We start from the raw sequence: 16,723 nt of genomic DNA, 5'->3' as shown, positions 1-16,723 counted from the left end.
GACATGAAGAAGATCGGTTTTCTGTCGTTCGGGCACTGGTCGGACAGCCCGCACTCGCAGACGAGGTCCGCGGCGGACACGCTGCTGCAGTCGATCGACCTCGCGGTGGCGGCCGAGGAGCTGGGTGCCGACGGCGCCTACTTCCGCGTGCACCACTTCGCGCAGCAGCTCGCGTCGCCGTTCCCGCTGCTCGCGGCGATCGGCGCCAAGACCGAGCGCATCGAGATCGGCACCGGCGTGATCGACATGCGCTACGAGAACCCCATGTACATGGTGGAGGACGCGGGCGCCGCCGACCTGATCTCCGGCGGCAGGCTGCAGCTCGGCATCTCCCGCGGATCGCCCGAGCAGGTCGTGGACGGCTGGCGGTACTTCGGCTACCAGCCCGCCGAGGGCGAGACCGAGGCCGACATGGCCCGCAAGCACGCCGAGGTGTTCCTCAAGGTGCTGGAGGGCGAGGGCTTCGCACGCCCCAACCCGCGCCCGATGTTCCCGAACCCGCCCGGTCTGCTGCGCCTGGAACCGCACTCGCCGGGCCTGCGCGACCGCATCTGGTGGGGCGCCGGCTCCAACGGCACCGCCGTGTGGGCGGCCGAGCAGGGCATGAACCTGATGAGCTCGACCCTGAAGTTCGACGAGGGCGGCGCACCGTTCCACGTCCAGCAGGCCGACCAGATCCGCGCGTTCCGCAAGGCGTGGACCGAGGCCGGCTGGGACCGCGAACCCCGCGTCTCGGTGTCGCGCAGCATCTTCGCGCTCACCACCGACCTCGACCACATGTACTTCGGTGACGACGGCGAGAGCCGCGACCAGATCGGCTTCATCGACGGTCCGAACAAGGCCATCTTCGGCCGCTCGTACGCGGCCGAGCCGGACGTGCTCGCGAAGCAGCTGGCCGAGGACGAGGCCATCGCCGAGGCCGACACGCTGCTGCTGACCGTGCCGAACCAGCTGGGCGTGGACTACAGCGCGCACGTGGTGGAGAACATCCTGCTGCACGTGGCGCCGGAAGCTCGGCTGGCGGTGATCCCGGCGGTCCGGTGGCGTGTTCCGCGCCACCGGACCGGCGCGTCACGTGCAGTACCAGGAATACGGGTTGTTGTAGCTCGTGTAGCCCGCCGTGCTGTTCGACCCGTAAGTGCGGCGGCACGCCGCATTCATGTCGACGGATTGACGGCCGCCTGGGTCCTGGCCGTACTGGCAGGCCCAGCCGAACACGTGGAAATGGACGAGTTCCGCGTGCCACGGGTTCTGGAAGGTGGCCACGCACCACCCGTTGATGTCGACGCCACCGCCCGCTGCGGCTGGTGCGGCGGTTCCGGCGAGGGTTCCCCCGACCAGCAGCACCGCTGCGACTATTCGTTGAATTCTTCTCACGGTTCTCCCGACTCGGTTTCGCTGAGCTGTCGTCCCATCGGTACCGGGTGCCGAACAGCGAGGTCAACCGGACCGTCGGAAATTGCCGCAATCTGCCGGTTCCGGTGCTGATTTCGTCAATTCGCTGGCCGATTCCTGTCCAATTCTCGGAAGTGGGCGGTCGTGAATCCGCCGGGCCGGATCGGGCTGCTGCGCCGGTGCGTCGGTGCGAGGATGGCCGCGTGCCTTCCCTGGTCGGTCCCGCCCGGTCCGCGGGCTCCCTGCGCGCCCTCGCTCAACCGCACCTCGACGTCGACGACGGCCTGGTGCTGCGCCCGTGGCTGGCCGCTGACGCCGACGTCGTGAAAAGGGCGTTCGACTGCCCGGACGTCCAGCGGTGGCACGTGCGGCGGATGGACGGGCTCGCCGAGGCCCGCGCGTGGGTCGGGGAGTGGGCGCGGCGGTGGGAGGCCGAGACCGACGGCAGCTGGGCGGTGGCCGGCCGGGCCGACGACCGACCGGTCGGGCAGGTCGGCTTGCGCATGATCTCGCTGGGTGTCGCGTCGGCGCACCTGTCGTACTGGGTGGTGCCCGAAGCGCGCGGTGCCGGGGTCGCGGTGCGCGCGACGCGGGCGGTGGCGCGGTGGTCGTTCGACGTGCTCGGCCTGCACCGGCTGGTGCTGCAGCACTCGACGGCCAACTCCGCGTCGTGCCGGGTGGCCGCGAAGCTGGGGTTCGCCGTCGAGGGAACGGAACGCGGAGCCGCCCGGCACGCGGACGGCTGGCACGACATGCACGTGCACGGCCGTCTGCGCACCGATCCGCCGTTCTAGGGGGTCGCGGCACCGACCGCGGGCACCGCGACCGGCTCCACCCGCTCCCGTTCCGCGCGGACCGCGGCGATCCCGGCGAGGATCAGCGCGCCACCGGCGAGCTGCAGCGGGGACAGGCCCTGGCCGAGCAGCAGCCAGGCGAACACCGACGCCGACACGACCTCCAGCAGCGCGATGAACGACGCCAGCCGCGAGCCGAGGATGCCGGACGCCGTGATGCCGCTCGCGTAGGCCAGTGCGGTGCCGACGACCGCGACGACGAGCAGCGGCGCCCACCACGGCGTGCTCGTGCCGAACAGCGGCAGGTCGCCGAACGTCGCCGTGAACGGCAGCAGACCGGTGGCGCCGACCAGTGCCAGCACCGGCACGGCGAGCAGCAGGCCCGCGCCGGCGAGCGCGACCGGCGGCAGCCCCTCGTTGGGGCGTGCGGCGATCACGAAGTACACCGAGCAGCCGATGGCCGCGCCGAAAGCAGCGGCGACGCCGACCGGGTCCACCGCCTGGAGTGCGCCAGGTCCGATCACGAGCACCAGCCCGCCGACGGCGAGCACCGAGCCGACGAGGACGACGGGTGCGGGTGTGCGGCGGCTGACCGCCCAGGTGAACCCGACGAGGATGATCGGCGCGAGGAACTCGATCAGCAGCGCCGTCGCCACCGGGATGCGCTGGATCGCCGCGAAGTACAGCACCTGCGTGACCGCCACGCCGACCACGCCCATGCCCACCACGGACCACCGGGCACGCACCAGCGACGACCACCGGCCGCGCAGCGAGAGCAGCACGAACGGCAGCAGCACCAGCCCGGCCGTGAGCGCGCGGGCCGTGACCGCCGCGGTCGGCGACCAGCCGTTGTCCAGCAGCGGTTTGACGAACGCCCCGGAGGTGCCGAAGGAGAGGAACGAGACCGCTGCCGCGATCAGACCCGTGGACTTCGACGGGACTCCCATGCGTGCCTCCCGGCTTCCGAGCGTTGTCATGGCCTAACCTGGCCGATGCCCCTGACGCTAAGCCGCTTCGGGTAAGGAGTCAATTTGCGTTTTGCCCCTGACACGGAGGTGTCGCTCGCCTTCGTCGTGGACCTGTGCAACACCGACCCGTCGGCGTCCCGCAGCGGTGCCGACGAGCTGGCCACGGTCGAGCAGCTCTCGGAGCTGGTGACCCGCGTCGGGTTCACCGGCCGCATCGACCGCGACGAGGCCGAGCTGCGCGAGGTGCAGGAGGCGCGGGCGCAGCTGCGGCACGCGTGGACGCTCAGCCGTGACGACGCCGTCGAGGTCGTCAACAAGATGCTGCGCGACGCCAAGGCGCTGCCTCACCTCGTGCGGCACGACACGCAGGACTGGCACATGCACGCCACCGAACCCGGCTCGCCGCTCGCGGAACGGATCCGCGTGGAGGCCGCGCTCGCCCTCATCGACGTGATCCGGATGGACGAGGTGGACCGGCTGCGGATCTGCGCGGCCGACGACTGCGCCGGTCTGCTGCTCGACCTGTCGCGCAACGGGCTCAAGCGGTTCTGCAGCGTGCGGTGCGGCAACCGGATGAACATGATCGCCTTCCGGGAGCGCCGCGCGCAGGAGGGGCGGGAGTAGGGGTCAGCGCGGTACGGCGACCCCGCGCTTCCACACCCCAGTGATCTCGCGGGTGGCGCTGATGTCCCGCGTGGGATCGCGGGCGACCAGCAGGAGGTCCGCGCGTTTGCCCGCGGCGATGACCCCGCGGTCGTGCAGGCCGAACGTGGTCGCGGCCCGGGAGGTCGCGGCCGCGAGCGCGTCGGCCGGGGTGAGCCCGGCGGACACCAGCAGGGCGAGCTCCTCGTGGACCGCGCTGCCGTGGGCGACCTGCGCCGGCGAGCTCGGGTCGGCGTTCGCGTCCGTGCCGAGGACGATCGGCACCCCGGCGGTGTGCAGGGCGGTGGTCGAGGCGACGGTCTGGCCGAAGTGCAGCGACTTCGGCTTGAACGGCACGCGGAGGTTCTCCAGGACCGTTCGCATCATGACCATCGTGGGGGACACGGCCGTTCCCGCGGCGGCGATCCGGCCGGCCAGGTCGGCGGGGAGCGCGGCGCTGACGGGGGCGTGCGTGATGACGTCGGCCCCGGCGGCGAGCGCGGTGGCGTAGGCCTGCGGTGAGGTGGCGTGGACGACCACCTTCTTCCCGGCGCGGTGGGCCTCCGCGACGAGGGCGGTGACGGTGTCCTGGCTGAGCGGCCTCGGCTGGAACGGCAGCAGCCGCTCCTCCAGCACGACCTTCAGGTAGTCCGGGTCCTGCCGCAGGCGTTCCGCCACCCAGCGGGCGGCGTCGAAGGGGCCGCGCACCGCCGTGGAGGCCGGGAAACCCATCTTGCGCACGGCGGTGCCGCGCACGGCGCACGCCGGGTGGGAGACGCCGCGGACGTCGGCTCGGGTGTCGGACTCGGTGTCGCGCAACGACCTCAGGTCGTCCCACCGCTTCGACCCCATGTCGAGCGCGGTGGTGACGCCCCAGTGCAGCGCGGTGGTGAGCTCGTCGGCGTGTCCGATGTGGACGTGCGTGTCGATCAGGCCGGGCAGCAGGTAGCCGCCCCGTCCGTCGACGAGCTCGCCACCACCGGTGCTTCCGGTGACCACGCCGTTGTCGACGGTCACCGAACCGAGCGGGCCGAAGGTGTGCGCCGCGGTGAACGGGTGGATGTTGGTGATCGTGAACCGGGACATGTCACGCCTCCGTCGCCGCGAGCAGGGCCGTGAGCGCGGCCACGGCGGCCCGCACGTCCGCGGGGTCCGCCTTGCCGACCAGCTCGTGCTGGGCGGCGACGACCGCGCGGACGACCTCCTCGGCCAGTTCGGTGCCCTGCCGGGTCAACGCGATGCGCTTGCTGCGGCCGTCCGTCGCGTCCGAGGCCGGAACGGTGAGGCCGCGCCGTTCCAGCGACCGCAGCACGTTGCTCAGCCCGCCGGTCGTGAGCAGCAGCCGTGCCGACAGCTCCGACGGCTTCAGCGTCGGGCGGTCCGCCGTCAGGAGCGTGCCGAGCACGTCGTACTCGGCCCGGCTCAGGTCGAACCGGCTCAGCACGGCGACCGTGACGCGGTCCGTGAGCGCGTGCAGCCGTGCCACCCGCTTGGTGAGCTCGATCGTCTGCGCCGGCAGCTCCGGGGCGTGGCGCTGCCACCACGCCACCACTCCGCCCACCAGGTCCGTCTCCACGTGTCCTCCTCGGCCAGTTGCCTTTCAATATAGCTTTCTAGAAAGGCAACTGGCCGGGGCGGGTGTCAGGCGGTCTTCAGCTGTCCGCCGTGGACGGCCCAGTTCGACCCGACGGCGCTCGGCATCGTCGGGGACGACAGCAGCACGACCGCGCGGGCGATCTCACTCGGGTCGATCAGGTCGCCGGTGACCATGCCCAGCTGCTCGGGCAGGCCCTGGAAGAACGCGTCGCGCTCGACGCCGAGGTGTTCGGCGATCCCGGCCGCGTACCCGTCGTCGCCGACCAGCAGGTCGGTGCGGGTGGCGCCGGGCGTCACGGCGTTGATCCGCACGCCCATCCGGCCCGTTGCCTCGGCCAGACCGCGGGTGAACGCGTTGAGCGCCGCCTTGGCCGCGGCGTAGGGCAGCGGCGCGGTGTGCGGGTCGCGGGCGCTGCTGGAACTGATGTTCACGACCGCGCCGCGCGACTTCGCGAGTGCGGGCAGTGCGGCCCGCGTCGCGCGCACGGCCGCGTTGAGGTTCAACGCGAACACAGTCGCCCAGGCGTCGTCGTCGCCGCTGAACGGGTCCTCGAACATGCCCTCCGCCCGGTCGCCGCCGCCGGCGTTGTTGACCAGCACGTCGAGCCGCGGGTCGCGGGCGAGCACGGCCTCGACGAGCCGGGCGGGACCGTCTGGGGTGGACAGGTCGGCGGGGACGAACACGGCGCCGGTGGCGGCGAGGTCCGGGGTCTCGCGCCGGGCCGTTGCCACGACGGACGCCCCTTCGGCGATGAAGGCGCGCACGACGGCGAGCCCGATGCCCTTGCTCGCGCCGGTGACGAGCACGCGCTTGCCTTCGAGCTGCAGGTCCATGACGTGGGTCCTCTCTGTGGTGATCCCTTTCAAGTGATACACACCTGTCGCACTTAGCGCAACAACTGCGACAGTGTCGTATCGTTTGCGGTGACGAGAGGGGCAGGCGCATGAGCACGTCCACGGGGGCGCGACGACTGCGGGCCGACGCGGAGAACAACACCGCGCGGATCCTCGCGGCGGCCGCGGAGGTCCTGGCCGCCGATCCGGCGGCGTCGCTGGAACGCATCGGCGAGGCCGCGGGGCTCACGCGCGCCACCGTCCACCGCCGGTTCGCCTCCCGCCAGGCGTTGCTCGACGCGTTGACCGACCAGCTCAACCAGCGCTACCTCAGCGCGCTCGACCAGTCCAGGATGGACACCGCCGCGCCGCTCGTGGTGTTCCTGCGGCTCACCGAGATCCTCTTCGAGCTCAAGGTGAGCCACCGGTTCGCGATGGAGCTGATGGGCCAGTCGGACGGCTGCCGGGACGGCCTGAGCCCGGAGGTCGCGGCCGGGCTCGAACAGGTCTTCGCCCGGCTGCGCGCGGCGGGCGACATCACCGCCACCGGCGCCGACTGGTGTCGGCAGGTGTTCCTGGCGCTGGTGCACGAGGTGAACCGGCTGCCTGACGACGCACCGGACCTCGTGGCGGCTGGTTCACGCCCGCAGCTGCTCGTGCAAGCCGTAACCGGCGCGTTGGGCGGCACCCCTCGCTAGCAGGTTCGCCCTCCGCCCGCCCGGCTGCCTCAGGACTGGTTCAGCGGACGGCGAACCGGTTGGTGGTGGTCAGCGGCGATTTGATCATGGGTTGGCGGTACTTGCAGATGCTGTCAGCAGCAGGGGAGGGGATGGCGGGCTGACTTGGCGTGACCGGTTGCACCGAACGGGGGTCATCCGGCGGTTTTCGCGATGGCCCGGGAGGGTATTCGGCCGCTGGTCGCTGCGGGTCTGCCGCGCGGCCGTTTCACGAGCGCGGGACGGGTGAGCCAGTGGAGAAGCCGCCATCGGAGCGGATGTGGAGTCCGACAGTCGGTGTGGAGGAGGAGTTCCTGCTCGTCGACCCGGAGACCGGTGTGCCGGTGAACCGGGCAGAAGAGGTCGTCGCGATCGCACGCGAGCAGCACGGCCTCGAGCTGGAGCACGAGCTGACCGGCGCGCAGGTCGAGATCAACACCTCTGTCTGCCGCGACGTGGAACAAGCGCGCGACGAGCTGCTGGAGACACGCCGCAAGGTCGCCGCCGCCGCACGGGCGGCCGGGTGCCGGGCCGTGTCCGTCGGCGCGCCACCGCTGGGTGACGGCACGGGAGAGATCACCGACAGCGCGCGCTACCTCCGGATCGCCGAGCAGTTCGGGGTGCTGGCCGAGCAGCAGCTGATCTGCGGCTGCCACGTGCACGTCGCCGTGCCGGACAAGGAAACCGCCGTGCAGGTGTGCAACCACGTGCGGCCCTACCTGCCGGTGCTGGCCGCGCTCACCGCGAACTCACCGTTCTCCGGCGGCGAGGACACCGGGTTCGCGAGCTGGCGCACCACCGTGTGGTCGCGGTGGCCGGTCTCCGGCCCGCCGCCGTTCTTCCCCGCGTTGCAGGACTACGAGGACGCGTGCGAGGCGGTGATCGAGGCGGGCACGGCACTGGACCGGGCGATGGTCTACTGGGACGTCCGCCCCGCCACCGATCTGCCGACGGTCGAGGTGCGCGTCGCCGACGTCGCCGTGAGCGTGGACGACGCGGCGCTGTTCGCGGCGCTCGTCCGCGCGCTGGTGGCCAGGGCCGTGGTGGACGTCGGCCGCGGGGTGACCGCCGAACCGGTGCCGCTGGAGACGTTGCAGCAGGCGTGCTGGCGCGCGGCCAAGGACGGTTACGACGGCAGCACGACGGACGTGCTGTCCGGCGAGCTGGTTCCGGTGCGCGACCAGCTCGCCGCGCTGGTGCGGGACCTGACGCCGATCTTCGAGGCGAACGGTGACCTGCCCGTCGTGCAACGGGGTCTGCGGCTGCTGGAGGAGCAGGGTTGCGGTGCGGATCGGCAGCGCCGGGTCTTCCGCGACGGTGACGTGCAGGAGCTGCTGGCTCTGGTCGACGTCGACGCCGCCGACCGCGATGCCGCGAAACCCGTTGGCTGACCGGGTCAGCACTGCCGGCCGGCCGCGGGACGGAGTCACAACCGCGGCCGGCTGAGCAGCCTGGAGAGCACGATCGTGCTCTCCGTCCGGTCCACCGGAGCGGTGGCGCGCACCCGCTGGATGGCCTGCTCCAGGTGCGGGATGTCCCGCGCCAGCAGGTAGAGGAGCGCGTCCGCCGCGCCGGAGACCGTGCAGGCCTCGACGACCTCGGGGATGCCGTCCAGCGCGCGCAGCAGCTCGGCCGGGGTCGGGTTGCCGGTGCAGTACACCTCGACGTACGCCTCGGTGTGCCAGGCCAGGGCCTGCGGGTCGACGAGCGCGGTGAAGCCGCGGATGGCACCGGAGTCCACCAGCCGGTCGAGGCGGCGCTTCGCGGCGGACGGGGACAGGCCCGCCTCCTTGCCGATCTGGGCGTAGGTGGCGCGGGCGTTGCGCACCACGCAGCGGATGATCGCCTCGTCGATGGTGTCCATGGCGCAATGATCCGGCAACGGGGCCGGAAGATTGCAAAGAACCGGGACCAGTTCGGCGAAGATGATGATTGTTTGCGCGCCAAGATCGAACCTACTGTCACGGCTCGTGAACCTGAGCAACGTGGAAGCGGCCGCACTGGCCGCCGTGGACGAGACGGCGATCGGCCGGACGCTGGTGGAGCTGCTCGCGGTGCCGAGCATCACCGGCAGCGCGGCGGAGTCCGAGCTGCAGCACCTGCTGGCGCGCCGGCTGGAACACCTGGACCTCGACGTCGACCTGTGGTCGATGGACCTGGCGGAGCTGAGATCCGACCCGCTGTTCCCCGGCGGCGAGGCCCCGCGCGACGAGGCGTGGGGCCTCGCCGCCACCACCCGGCCGCGTGGCGACGGGCCGACGCTCGTGCTGCAGGGCCACGTCGACGTCGTCCCTCCCGGCGACCTGGCCCAGTGGGAGGGCGACCCGTTCCAGCCGCGCGTCGCGGGCGACGTGGTGCACGGGCGCGGTGCGTGCGACATGAAGGCCGGTCTCGTCGTGGTCCTCGCCGCGCTGGCGGCGATCCGGTCGTCGGGGGCGCGGCTGCGGGGAACGCTGGCGGCGCACTTCGTCGTCAGCGAGGAGGACGGCGGGCTCGGGGCGTTCGGCACGTTGCGGCGCGGCCACACCGGCGACGCCTGCGTCATCACCGAACCGACCGGCGGCGTGCTGATGACCGCGAACGCCGGTGCGCTCACGTTCCGCGTCGAGGTACCGGGCAAGGCCACGCACGGCAGCACCCGTTACGCCGGGATGAGCGCCATCGACGCCTACCTGCCGATCCACCACGCGGTGGTGCGGCTGGAGGCCCGGCGCAACGAGGACGCCGACCCGCTGATGGCCGAGTACCCGGTCCCGTACCCGTTGTCCGTCGGCACGGTGCGGGCGGGCGACTGGGCGAGCAGCGTGCCCGACCTGCTGGTGGCGGAGGGGCGGCTGGGCGTCCGCCTCGGCGAGGACCCGGCGCTGGCGCGCGCCGAGTTGGAGCAGTGCGTGGCGGAGGCCTGCGCCGCGGACCCGTGGCTGCGCTCCCACCCGGCCACCGTCACGTGGCCCGGCGGTCAGTTCGCCAGCGGCCGGTTGGCGGCGGGCCACCCGCTGGCCGCCCTGGTGGGCGCCGCGCACGCGGACGTGACCGGCAGCGCCCGCCCCGCGGAACGCGGTGCCCCGTACGGCAGCGACCTGCGGCTCTACGCCGCGGCGGGCATCCCGACGCTGCAGTACGGGCCGGGAGACGTGCGCCTCGCCCACGGCCCGCGCGAGCAGGTCGGCGTGGCCGAGGTCGTCACCGCCACCCGTGCGCTGGTGCTGGCCGCGCTGCGCGCGGTCGGCTGCGAGTAGCCGCCGCGCGCAGCGGTGGCCGGCTCAGCCGCTGACCGAGGCGGAGAAGTTGCCGACCGCGAGGCCGACACCGCCGTTCCACGGTTCGAACCCGGCCTGGATGCTGGTCAGGTACCAGGAGCTGGTGATCGCACCGCGGTTGCGCACGTCGTTGATGAAGTCCATGACGTTGAACGACCACGAGCTGATCGCCGACGGGGCGACGTACGAGATCACGTTGTTCGACCCGTTGCTGCCGCGCCACACCTGCCAGCTCCGGCCGCCGATGTTCGTCGTGCCGACGGCGCTGCCGATGGGCTGGATCGAGCCCTGGCGGTTGAACCAGATCATGATCTCCATCTGGTTCACGCCGTTGGTCTTCGGCGTGGGGTCGAGCCAGATGTCGTACGAGGCGTTGTACGTGCCGCCGGCGAACCGGTAGTCGATCGACGACGTGGCACTGCGGATGCGGCTGACCTGCATCGGCAGCGTCGAACCGGGGGAGCAGTTGGTGTAGTGGCACCCGAGGAACACCGACGGGTACGACACCGGCGCCCCGTTGGTCGGGCTGGAGCCTTGCTGGGAGGTGATCTGGAAACCGGACGACGTGACGTTGATGCACTGCTGCGCGGACGTGCCCCACCGGTTGTTCTGGACCACGTAACGGCCCTGGATGGTGGTCGACCCGTATTGGTCGCAGATCGTCACATCGGCCTGTGCCGGTCCCGCTGTCGCAACGACCGTGCTTGCGACCAGCAGGGCGGCAGCGGCGAAAGAACGAACGGCCCTTCGCATGAAGACTCCTCTCGCAGGTCTGGGAGCGCTCCCAGATTACCGGAGTGTCAACAGTCGGTCACACGATGTGCTGACACGGGCCCCGGAGGCGAACCGCGGCGGGCCCGTCGTGCGGACGTCGGGTGCGCGGATCCGCCAGATGCGGTTCAGCCGGTTCGGGACGGCGCCGCGCCCGTGCGCCCCGCCTCGCCCACCGCGGGGCGGGGCGCACGGGGCCCATCGGGTGACAGACCAAGCCGCACGGCTGCCCGCTGCGAACCACCCGTGTGAAGGCAACCCGAACCGTCCTGATCGGACTGGTCTCCGTGGTGGCGGCGCTGGCCGCCGGACACCTCGTGGCCGCGCTCGTGAACCCGCTGGCCTCGCCGTTCCTCGCGGTCGGCAACACCGCCATCGACCTGACGCCGCACCCGGTCAAGGACTTCGCCATCCGCACGTTCGGCGAGAACGACAAGCTGGTGCTGCTGGCCGGCATGGCGGTCGTCCTGGCCGTCATCGGCGTGGTGGCGGGCCAGCTGTCGCGGCGCAGCCCGTGGCCCGGCGTGGGGATCGCCGTGCTGCTCGGCCTGCTGGGCCTCGCCGCCGTGGTGGCCCGGCCGACGACGACACCGCTGTCCGTGCTCGCGCCGGTGATCAGCCTCGTCGTCGGGGCGGTGGCGTTCCGCTGGCTGTACTCGCGTGCGGCCGGGGCGGGGGCGACGTCCGCTGCTGGGACGGGGGCACCGGACGCGACGCCTGCGAGCACCCCGGACCCGGCTCCCGCGCAGCCCGCGGCCACGCCGGACCGGCGCCGGTTCCTGCTCTCCACGGCCGGTGTGGCGGTGGGCGCGGGCATCGCCGCGTCCGCAGGGCAGTTCCTCATCGGGCGGGTCGACGTGGAGTCGTCGCGGCGCGCGATCCGGTTGCAGCCGGGGGTGAAGGCGCCGGAGATCCCGTTCAACGCCGACTTCGCCCGCGAGGGCACGCCGACGTTCATCACGCCCAACGACGAGTTCTACCGCGTGGACACCGCTCTCACCGTGCCGAAGCTGCGCGCGGAGGACTGGCGGCTGCGCCTGCACGGCATGGTGGACAACGAGATGGTCCTCACCTACGACGACCTGCTGCGCCGCCCGCTGGTCGAGAAGACGATCACTCTGGTGTGCGTCTCGAACGAGGTCGGCGGCCCGTACATCTCGACGTCGAACTTCATCGGTGTGTCACTGCCGGACCTGCTGCGCGAGGCGGGGGTCCGGCCCGGCGCTGACCAGCTGGCGACCCGCAGCGTGGACGGCTGGACCTGCGGCACGCCGGTCGCGTCGATCATGGCGCCGGGCAGCGGTGCGTTGCTGGCGATCGGGATGAACGGCGAACCGTTGCCGGTGGAGCGCGGGTTCCCCGTCCGGATGGTCGTGCCCGGTCTCTACGGGTACGTCTCCGCGACGAAGTGGCTGGTCGACGCCGAGCTGCACGACGTTCGACGCGTTCGACCCGTACTGGGCGCAACGCGGGTGGGCCAAGAAGGCGCCGGTGAAGCCGATGTCGCGGGTGGACCGTCCCAAGCCGTTCGAACGGGTCCCGCCCGGCCGGTTCGTCGCGGCGGGAGTGGCCTGGGCCCAGCACACCGGCATCGACAAGGTCGAGGTCCGCGTCGACGGGGGACCGTGGCAGCAGGCGACCCTCGCCACCGAGGTCAACATCGACACGTGGCGGATGTGGCGGATCGAGCTCGACCTGCCGGAGGGCGGCCACACCGTCGAATGCCGGGCCACCGACCGCACCGGGTACACGCAGACCAACGACCGCGCCGCCCCGGTCCCCGACGGTGCCACCGGGTGGCACTCGATCGTCTTCTCGGCGGTGGCGCAGTCGTAGCCCGGTGAACGGGTGGTGCCGGAAACGCCTGCCGCACAGGCATTTCCGGCACCCGGACGTCAGCCGGGGAGGTGTTCGGCACCGCGATCCGCGGCCACCTCAGCTCAGCAGGCAGAGCAGCGAGCAGGCCTTCGCCGAGGACCAGTCGCTGTACAGCCGCGTGCCGTTCACCGGTGTGTACTTCGCCTTCGCCTTGTTGGTCAAGGGGAACAGCGACAGCAGCGCGTACGTCGAGCAGTGCACCTGCTTCGACTGACCCGGCTGCAACGTGAACGGTCCGGTCTGGCAGGACGGTTCCACGTCGTCCACCACGTACGCGTCCGTGATCGGGATCGGGCCGTTGTTGGTCACGGTGATGCGCCAGTAGGCCGTCGCGTTCAACAGCCCGAGCACGCCCACGGGTGCCTCCTTCAGCCACGGTCCCGAGCCGCCCGCCGTGCAGTGCGCCAGGGTGTGCGAACCGCAGATCTCCTTGTTCACCACCACGTTCGGCAGGCACGCCGGGCCGGGCGCGATCTGCCGGGTCACGGTGTTGGACGAGAACGAGCCGGTCGCGTCGGTGCCGCCGGACGTGTTGGCGACCGACGTGACGGTGCACTCCGCGGCGATCGTGGTGCGGAAGCACACCTGCGGTGCGTCACCGGTGAACTCCACGACCAGCGCCGGCTGGTTGCCGCCACCGAAGTCCGCCGCGTTGTTCAGCACGAGCGAGGCCGTGACCGTGACCGACGTGGCCGTCACGCCGCTCAGGTCCACGGTGCCGTCCGGCGCGAAACCCGGTGTGGCGACCGGGTTGCCGTCCTGGTCGACGACCTTCGCGCTGGACGCCGCGAAGTTCACGTTCGCCGGGGTCACGCCCGCCAGGCGTGCCCTGGTGTACGCGACCGGGTGCGCTTTGCCGTCGCAGTAGAACTGCGCCGGGGTGAGCGACACGGAGGCGCCGCTGCGAACGCAGGGCGACGCCCCCGTGTCAGGATCCATCGAGAACAGCACACCCGCGTCGCCCAGCCCGATCAGGCAGCCGGTGGGGGTGTCGTAGGCGTACCCGTAGTCCCTCGTGTCACCGCCGTTGACCGTCGGGTGCGGGATGCGCGCCGGCATCCCGGCGCACGACGTGCCGGTGCTCCAGTCGTGGCAGACCGTCGCGCCGAGGTACGGGCCGCGCCAGATGCCGAGGTAGCTGCGCACCCGGTTGCCGGTGCGGATCACCTCCGGGTTGAACACGATCACGCCGTTCTCCAGCCCGGTCGGACCGGCCGGAGCGGCCAGCGGCGACCCGTCGACGGCGTAGCAGACCGTGGTGTTCACCCCGGTCGTGCTGGAACACGCGCCGACCTCCGCACCCGTTGAGCTGTAAGCGGTGTAGGCGTTGTAGGTGTAGTTGCCGGAGGAACCGACCGGTTTCGCGGTCGCCCAGCCCGCGCACGCGGTGGTGGTGGCGGGGTCGAAGCAGCCGAGCACGGGAACGGTGCCTGCGGGCTGTGACGACGACGCGAACACCTTGCCCGCGGCGACGGTCAGCGCGCCCAGGTAGTAGCCGCCGCTGTTGCTCGGCGGCACGACCGGCGCGTAGGGCTGACCGGCGCACGCGCTCTGCGTGGCGACCGTCCAGCACACCACCTGACCGGACGTCGCGACGCCGTAGAGGTTCCCGCCGACCTGGACGAGCCCGGCCATCTCGAAGACCTGTGCGGACCGCGCCGCGAGCGGCCAGTACCCGCAGTTGCCCGGTGCCGCGAGGTCGAGGCAGCCGACGCCGATCGAGGTCGCGGTCGTGGCCGAGTAGTAGACCCGCGCCGGGTTCGTCTCGTCGCGGACGTACTGCGGTTCCAGCGGGCTGCCGATGTCACCGGTGGCACCCGTGCCGAACGCGCCGGGTGCCGTGTTGAGCGGCCGCGGCCACGGACCGCCGGGGCAGGGCGAGTTGGTGGTGAGGTCGGTGCACACGAGCTTCGGGTTGGCGGGCGCCAGGTGGTGGTAGACGTTCCACGACTGCAGCCGCCCGTCCGGCGTGCGGTGCAGGATCGGCGTGAAACCGTCGCCGCCGGTGGCGTTGGCGCTCGCCTGCACCGGTGGCGTGAGCAGGCTGGAGAGAGCGGTGCCACCGTTGCGCACGTTCGGGTTCGTGGCGGTGACCGGGTTGCCCTCGGTGCCGGTCCAGCCGGGGGGAACGCGCAGCGAACCGGGCACGAGGGCCTGGCCGGCTCCGATCGGGTCGGTGATGGTGGCGGCACCGTCCGCGCCGCCGGCGTAGGACACGACCCAGGTCGCGGTGTCGCCGTGCGCCGCGGGGTCGGACACGCCCTGGACGGTCTTCGTGAGGGTGGAGGCGAGCGGCTGGGCGACCGCGGTGGTGGCGGTGAGCGCGCTTCCGGCGAGCACGGCCGCGAGCAGCGTTGCCGGCAATCGTCTTCGCACGGGCGGATCCCTTCTGCGGTGGGATGTTCCCCGGTCCGGGAACAGACCGCAGACGCTAGGGAGACCGGCGCGGCAGGGCACTCCCCGTCACCCGCGTGCGCGGGACGTCCGCCCCAACAGCTCAGCGGGTCGGGTGGAAAACATCTGACCGGGAATGCGATTCCACTCCGGCGGCGACTCGGGGATCACCTGATCGCCGCCGAAGTGCCCATCGGGCACCCTCACACCGGGGCACCGGTCAGGTGACGGTGCCCCGGGAACGGGTGCGCCGCGGTCAGGGCTGCTGCGCCACCGTGATCTTGCCCTCGACGATCTGCGCCTTGTACGCCTCCAGGACGCCCTTGAGCTTCTCGTCGACCTTCCCGCCCGACGTCGCGTAGCCCATGCCGTCGACCTTGAGGTCGAAGACCTTCGGCAGCGACGCGAGGTCGTTCTTCGCGGCGGCGCGGTAGAAGTCGTACACCGCCACGTCCACGCGCTTGAGGCTGGACGCGACGATCACGTCCCGGTTGGCGGCCAGCGCGGGCTGGTTGTACTGGTCGGCGTCGCAGCCGACGGCGAGGACACCCGCCTGCTTCACCGCGGCGAAGACACCGATGCCGGAGGCGCCCGCGGCGGGGTAGAGGACGTCGGCGCCCTTGTCGATCAGGCCCTTCGCGACCTCCTGGCCCTTCGGCGGGTCCTGGAAGCCGGTGAAGTCGCCGGCCGGGGTGATGTACTTCTTGTCCAGCTTGACCTTCGGGGCCGCGGTGCGCGCGCCCTGGGCGTAGCCGGCCTCGAACTTCTGGATCAGCGGGATGTCGACACCGCCGACGAAGCCCACGTGGCAGTTCTTGCTCTGGTACGCGGCCACGACGCCGGCCAGGAACGCGCCCTCCTGCTCGGCGAACACGAGCGGCGTGACGTTGGGGGCGCCCTCGACGGCCGAGTCGACCAGGCCGAAGCGGACGTTCGGGAACTCCGGGGCCACGACCTTCAGCGACTCGGTGTAGGCGAAGCCGACGCCGACGATCGGGTTGAAGCCCTCGCTCGCGAGCTGGCGCAGGCGGGTCTGCTTGGCGGTCTCGTCCTCGTTGGGCGCGGCGGAGAGCTCGCGGGTGTTCTCCTTCTTCACCCCGAGGTCCTTGATCGCCTGGTCGAAGCCGAGGGCGGCGAGGTCGTTGAACGACGCGTCGCCGCGGCCGCCGATGTCGTAGGCCAGGCCGATCTTGAGCGCGCTGCCGTCGACCTTCTCGCTGTTCTTCGCGCTGGTGCTCGCCGCGGGGGGTGCGGTGGGCGGGGTGGCGAGCTCGCAGGCCGCGCCGGTGGACGTCGACGCGGTGCCGCCGCTCCCGGAGTCCTTCGCGCAGGCGCTCACCACCATCAGGCTGGTCAACGCGATCGCGGCAACGGCGGTGCCACGCATACGACGGCGCACGGCTCGTCTCCTCACTGCTCGGCGAACGCACCCCGATGGCGGTACCGGGGGCACAGCGACGGACGCTACCTCGCCT

The 16,723-nt window shown here is 71.8% G+C and carries 14 protein-coding genes and 2 pseudogenes; 7 read left to right on the top strand and 9 right to left on the bottom strand.

The window, feature by feature from the left end; genetic code table 11:
- Positions 1 to 3 precede the first annotated feature (3 nt).
- A pseudogene (locus ACVDFE_RS28360) lies at positions 4 to 1,027 on the top strand (LLM class flavin-dependent oxidoreductase).
- 44 nt (positions 1,028 to 1,071) lie between these two features.
- Here ACVDFE_RS28360 and ACVDFE_RS28355 read toward each other — a convergent pair.
- Positions 1,072 to 1,347 carry a hypothetical protein gene (locus ACVDFE_RS28355; protein WP_360384184.1) on the bottom strand — a complete coding sequence of 92 codons (276 nt, stop codon included), beginning with the start codon at positions 1,345 to 1,347 and terminating at the stop codon, positions 1,072 to 1,074.
- Positions 1,348 to 1,598: 251 nt separating this feature from the next.
- On the opposite strand from ACVDFE_RS28355, the gene ACVDFE_RS28350 reads away from it, so the two are divergent.
- On the top strand, positions 1,599 to 2,189 hold the full coding sequence (locus ACVDFE_RS28350; RefSeq protein ID WP_458432532.1) for a GNAT family N-acetyltransferase: 591 nt from the start codon (positions 1,599 to 1,601) through the stop codon (positions 2,187 to 2,189).
- On the opposite strand, the gene ACVDFE_RS28345 is transcribed toward ACVDFE_RS28350, so the two are convergent.
- Complete coding sequence (locus ACVDFE_RS28345) at positions 2,186 to 3,136, bottom strand: EamA family transporter (RefSeq protein WP_458432531.1); 951 nt, start codon at positions 3,134 to 3,136, stop codon at positions 2,186 to 2,188. The genes ACVDFE_RS28350 and ACVDFE_RS28345 overlap by 4 nt on opposite strands.
- Positions 3,137 to 3,220: 84 nt before the next feature.
- Between ACVDFE_RS28345 and ACVDFE_RS28340 the strand changes: the two genes are divergently transcribed.
- A complete protein-coding gene (locus ACVDFE_RS28340) occupies positions 3,221 to 3,781 on the top strand; it encodes a CGNR zinc finger domain-containing protein (RefSeq protein WP_360384178.1) in 561 nt (186 codons plus the stop codon).
- Between the two features lie 3 nt (positions 3,782 to 3,784).
- On the opposite strand, the gene ACVDFE_RS28335 is transcribed toward ACVDFE_RS28340, so the two are convergent.
- The 3 genes from ACVDFE_RS28335 to ACVDFE_RS28325 all read right to left on the bottom strand — a co-directional run bounded on the left by ACVDFE_RS28335 (position 3,785) and on the right by ACVDFE_RS28325 (position 6,229).
- A complete protein-coding gene (locus ACVDFE_RS28335) occupies positions 3,785 to 4,885 on the bottom strand; it encodes an amidohydrolase family protein (RefSeq protein WP_458432530.1) in 1,101 nt (366 codons plus the stop codon).
- A gap of 1 nt (position 4,886) precedes the next feature.
- Entirely contained in the window at positions 4,887 to 5,375 is a 489-nt protein-coding gene (locus ACVDFE_RS28330) for a MarR family winged helix-turn-helix transcriptional regulator (RefSeq protein ID WP_360384174.1), read from the bottom strand.
- A gap of 65 nt (positions 5,376 to 5,440) precedes the next feature.
- Positions 5,441 to 6,229, bottom strand: coding sequence for an SDR family NAD(P)-dependent oxidoreductase (locus ACVDFE_RS28325; RefSeq protein ID WP_360384172.1), 789 nt, complete (start codon positions 6,227 to 6,229; stop codon positions 5,441 to 5,443).
- Between the two features lie 110 nt (positions 6,230 to 6,339).
- Between ACVDFE_RS28325 and ACVDFE_RS28320 the strand changes: the two genes are divergently transcribed.
- Together ACVDFE_RS28320 and ACVDFE_RS28315 are read left to right on the top strand one after the other, a co-directional pair.
- On the top strand, positions 6,340 to 6,927 hold the full coding sequence (locus tag ACVDFE_RS28320) for a TetR/AcrR family transcriptional regulator (RefSeq protein WP_360384170.1): 588 nt from the start codon (positions 6,340 to 6,342) through the stop codon (positions 6,925 to 6,927).
- 296 nt (positions 6,928 to 7,223) lie between these two features.
- Positions 7,224 to 8,336, top strand: a complete 1,113-nt coding sequence (locus ACVDFE_RS28315; protein ID WP_458432529.1) for a carboxylate-amine ligase — start codon at positions 7,224 to 7,226, stop codon at positions 8,334 to 8,336.
- Positions 8,337 to 8,371: 35 nt separating this feature from the next.
- Here ACVDFE_RS28315 and ACVDFE_RS28310 read toward each other — a convergent pair whose 3' ends face one another.
- Entirely contained in the window at positions 8,372 to 8,809 is a 438-nt protein-coding gene (locus ACVDFE_RS28310; protein ID WP_360384166.1) for an Lrp/AsnC family transcriptional regulator, read from the bottom strand.
- 106 nt (positions 8,810 to 8,915) lie between these two features.
- Between ACVDFE_RS28310 and ACVDFE_RS28305 the strand changes: the two genes are divergently transcribed.
- Positions 8,916 to 10,184, top strand: coding sequence for an ArgE/DapE family deacylase (locus ACVDFE_RS28305; protein ID WP_458432528.1), 1,269 nt, complete (start codon positions 8,916 to 8,918; stop codon positions 10,182 to 10,184).
- 24 nt (positions 10,185 to 10,208) lie between these two features.
- Here the strand turns inward: ACVDFE_RS28305 and ACVDFE_RS28300 are convergent, their stop codons facing one another.
- Complete coding sequence (locus tag ACVDFE_RS28300; protein ID WP_360384162.1) at positions 10,209 to 10,958, bottom strand: GH12 family glycosyl hydrolase domain-containing protein; 750 nt, start codon at positions 10,956 to 10,958, stop codon at positions 10,209 to 10,211.
- Between the two features lie 251 nt (positions 10,959 to 11,209).
- Between ACVDFE_RS28300 and ACVDFE_RS28295 the strand changes: the two are divergent.
- Positions 11,210 to 12,812, top strand: a pseudogene (locus tag ACVDFE_RS28295) (molybdopterin-dependent oxidoreductase).
- Between the two features lie 99 nt (positions 12,813 to 12,911).
- Here ACVDFE_RS28295 and ACVDFE_RS28290 read toward each other — a convergent pair.
- Together ACVDFE_RS28290 and ACVDFE_RS28285 are read right to left on the bottom strand one after the other, a co-directional pair.
- The gene (locus tag ACVDFE_RS28290) at positions 12,912 to 15,230 is read right to left on the bottom strand and encodes a DUF7617 domain-containing protein (protein WP_458432527.1); all 2,319 of its coding nucleotides are present in this window, start codon (positions 15,228 to 15,230) and stop codon (positions 12,912 to 12,914) included.
- 274 nt (positions 15,231 to 15,504) lie between these two features.
- Positions 15,505 to 16,635, bottom strand: a complete 1,131-nt coding sequence (locus ACVDFE_RS28285; RefSeq protein ID WP_458434412.1) for a BMP family lipoprotein — start codon at positions 16,633 to 16,635, stop codon at positions 15,505 to 15,507.
- Positions 16,636 to 16,723: the final 88 nt, after the last annotated feature.

This window comes from Lentzea chajnantorensis (assembly GCF_054300775.1).
Note: the sequence above shows the minus strand (reverse complement) of the source record. Positions and strands in the feature narration are given on the sequence as shown.

Coding starts and splice junctions, on each gene's coding strand:
- ACVDFE_RS28345 (WP_458432531.1), bottom strand. CDS start 3,136: ATGGGAGTCCCGTCGAAGTCCACGGGTCTGATCGCGGCAGCGGTCTCG.
- ACVDFE_RS28335 (WP_458432530.1), bottom strand. CDS start 4,885: ATGTCCCGGTTCACGATCACCAACATCCACCCGTTCACCGCGGCGCAC.
- ACVDFE_RS28325 (WP_360384172.1), bottom strand. CDS start 6,229: ATGGACCTGCAGCTCGAAGGCAAGCGCGTGCTCGTCACCGGCGCGAGC.
- ACVDFE_RS28320 (WP_360384170.1), top strand. CDS start 6,340: ATGAGCACGTCCACGGGGGCGCGACGACTGCGGGCCGACGCGGAGAAC.
- ACVDFE_RS28315 (WP_458432529.1), top strand. CDS start 7,224: ATGTGGAGTCCGACAGTCGGTGTGGAGGAGGAGTTCCTGCTCGTCGAC.
- ACVDFE_RS28310 (WP_360384166.1), bottom strand. CDS start 8,809: ATGGACACCATCGACGAGGCGATCATCCGCTGCGTGGTGCGCAACGCC.
- ACVDFE_RS28300 (WP_360384162.1), bottom strand. CDS start 10,958: ATGCGAAGGGCCGTTCGTTCTTTCGCCGCTGCCGCCCTGCTGGTCGCA.
- ACVDFE_RS28285 (WP_458434412.1), bottom strand. CDS start 16,635: ATGCGTGGCACCGCCGTTGCCGCGATCGCGTTGACCAGCCTGATGGTG.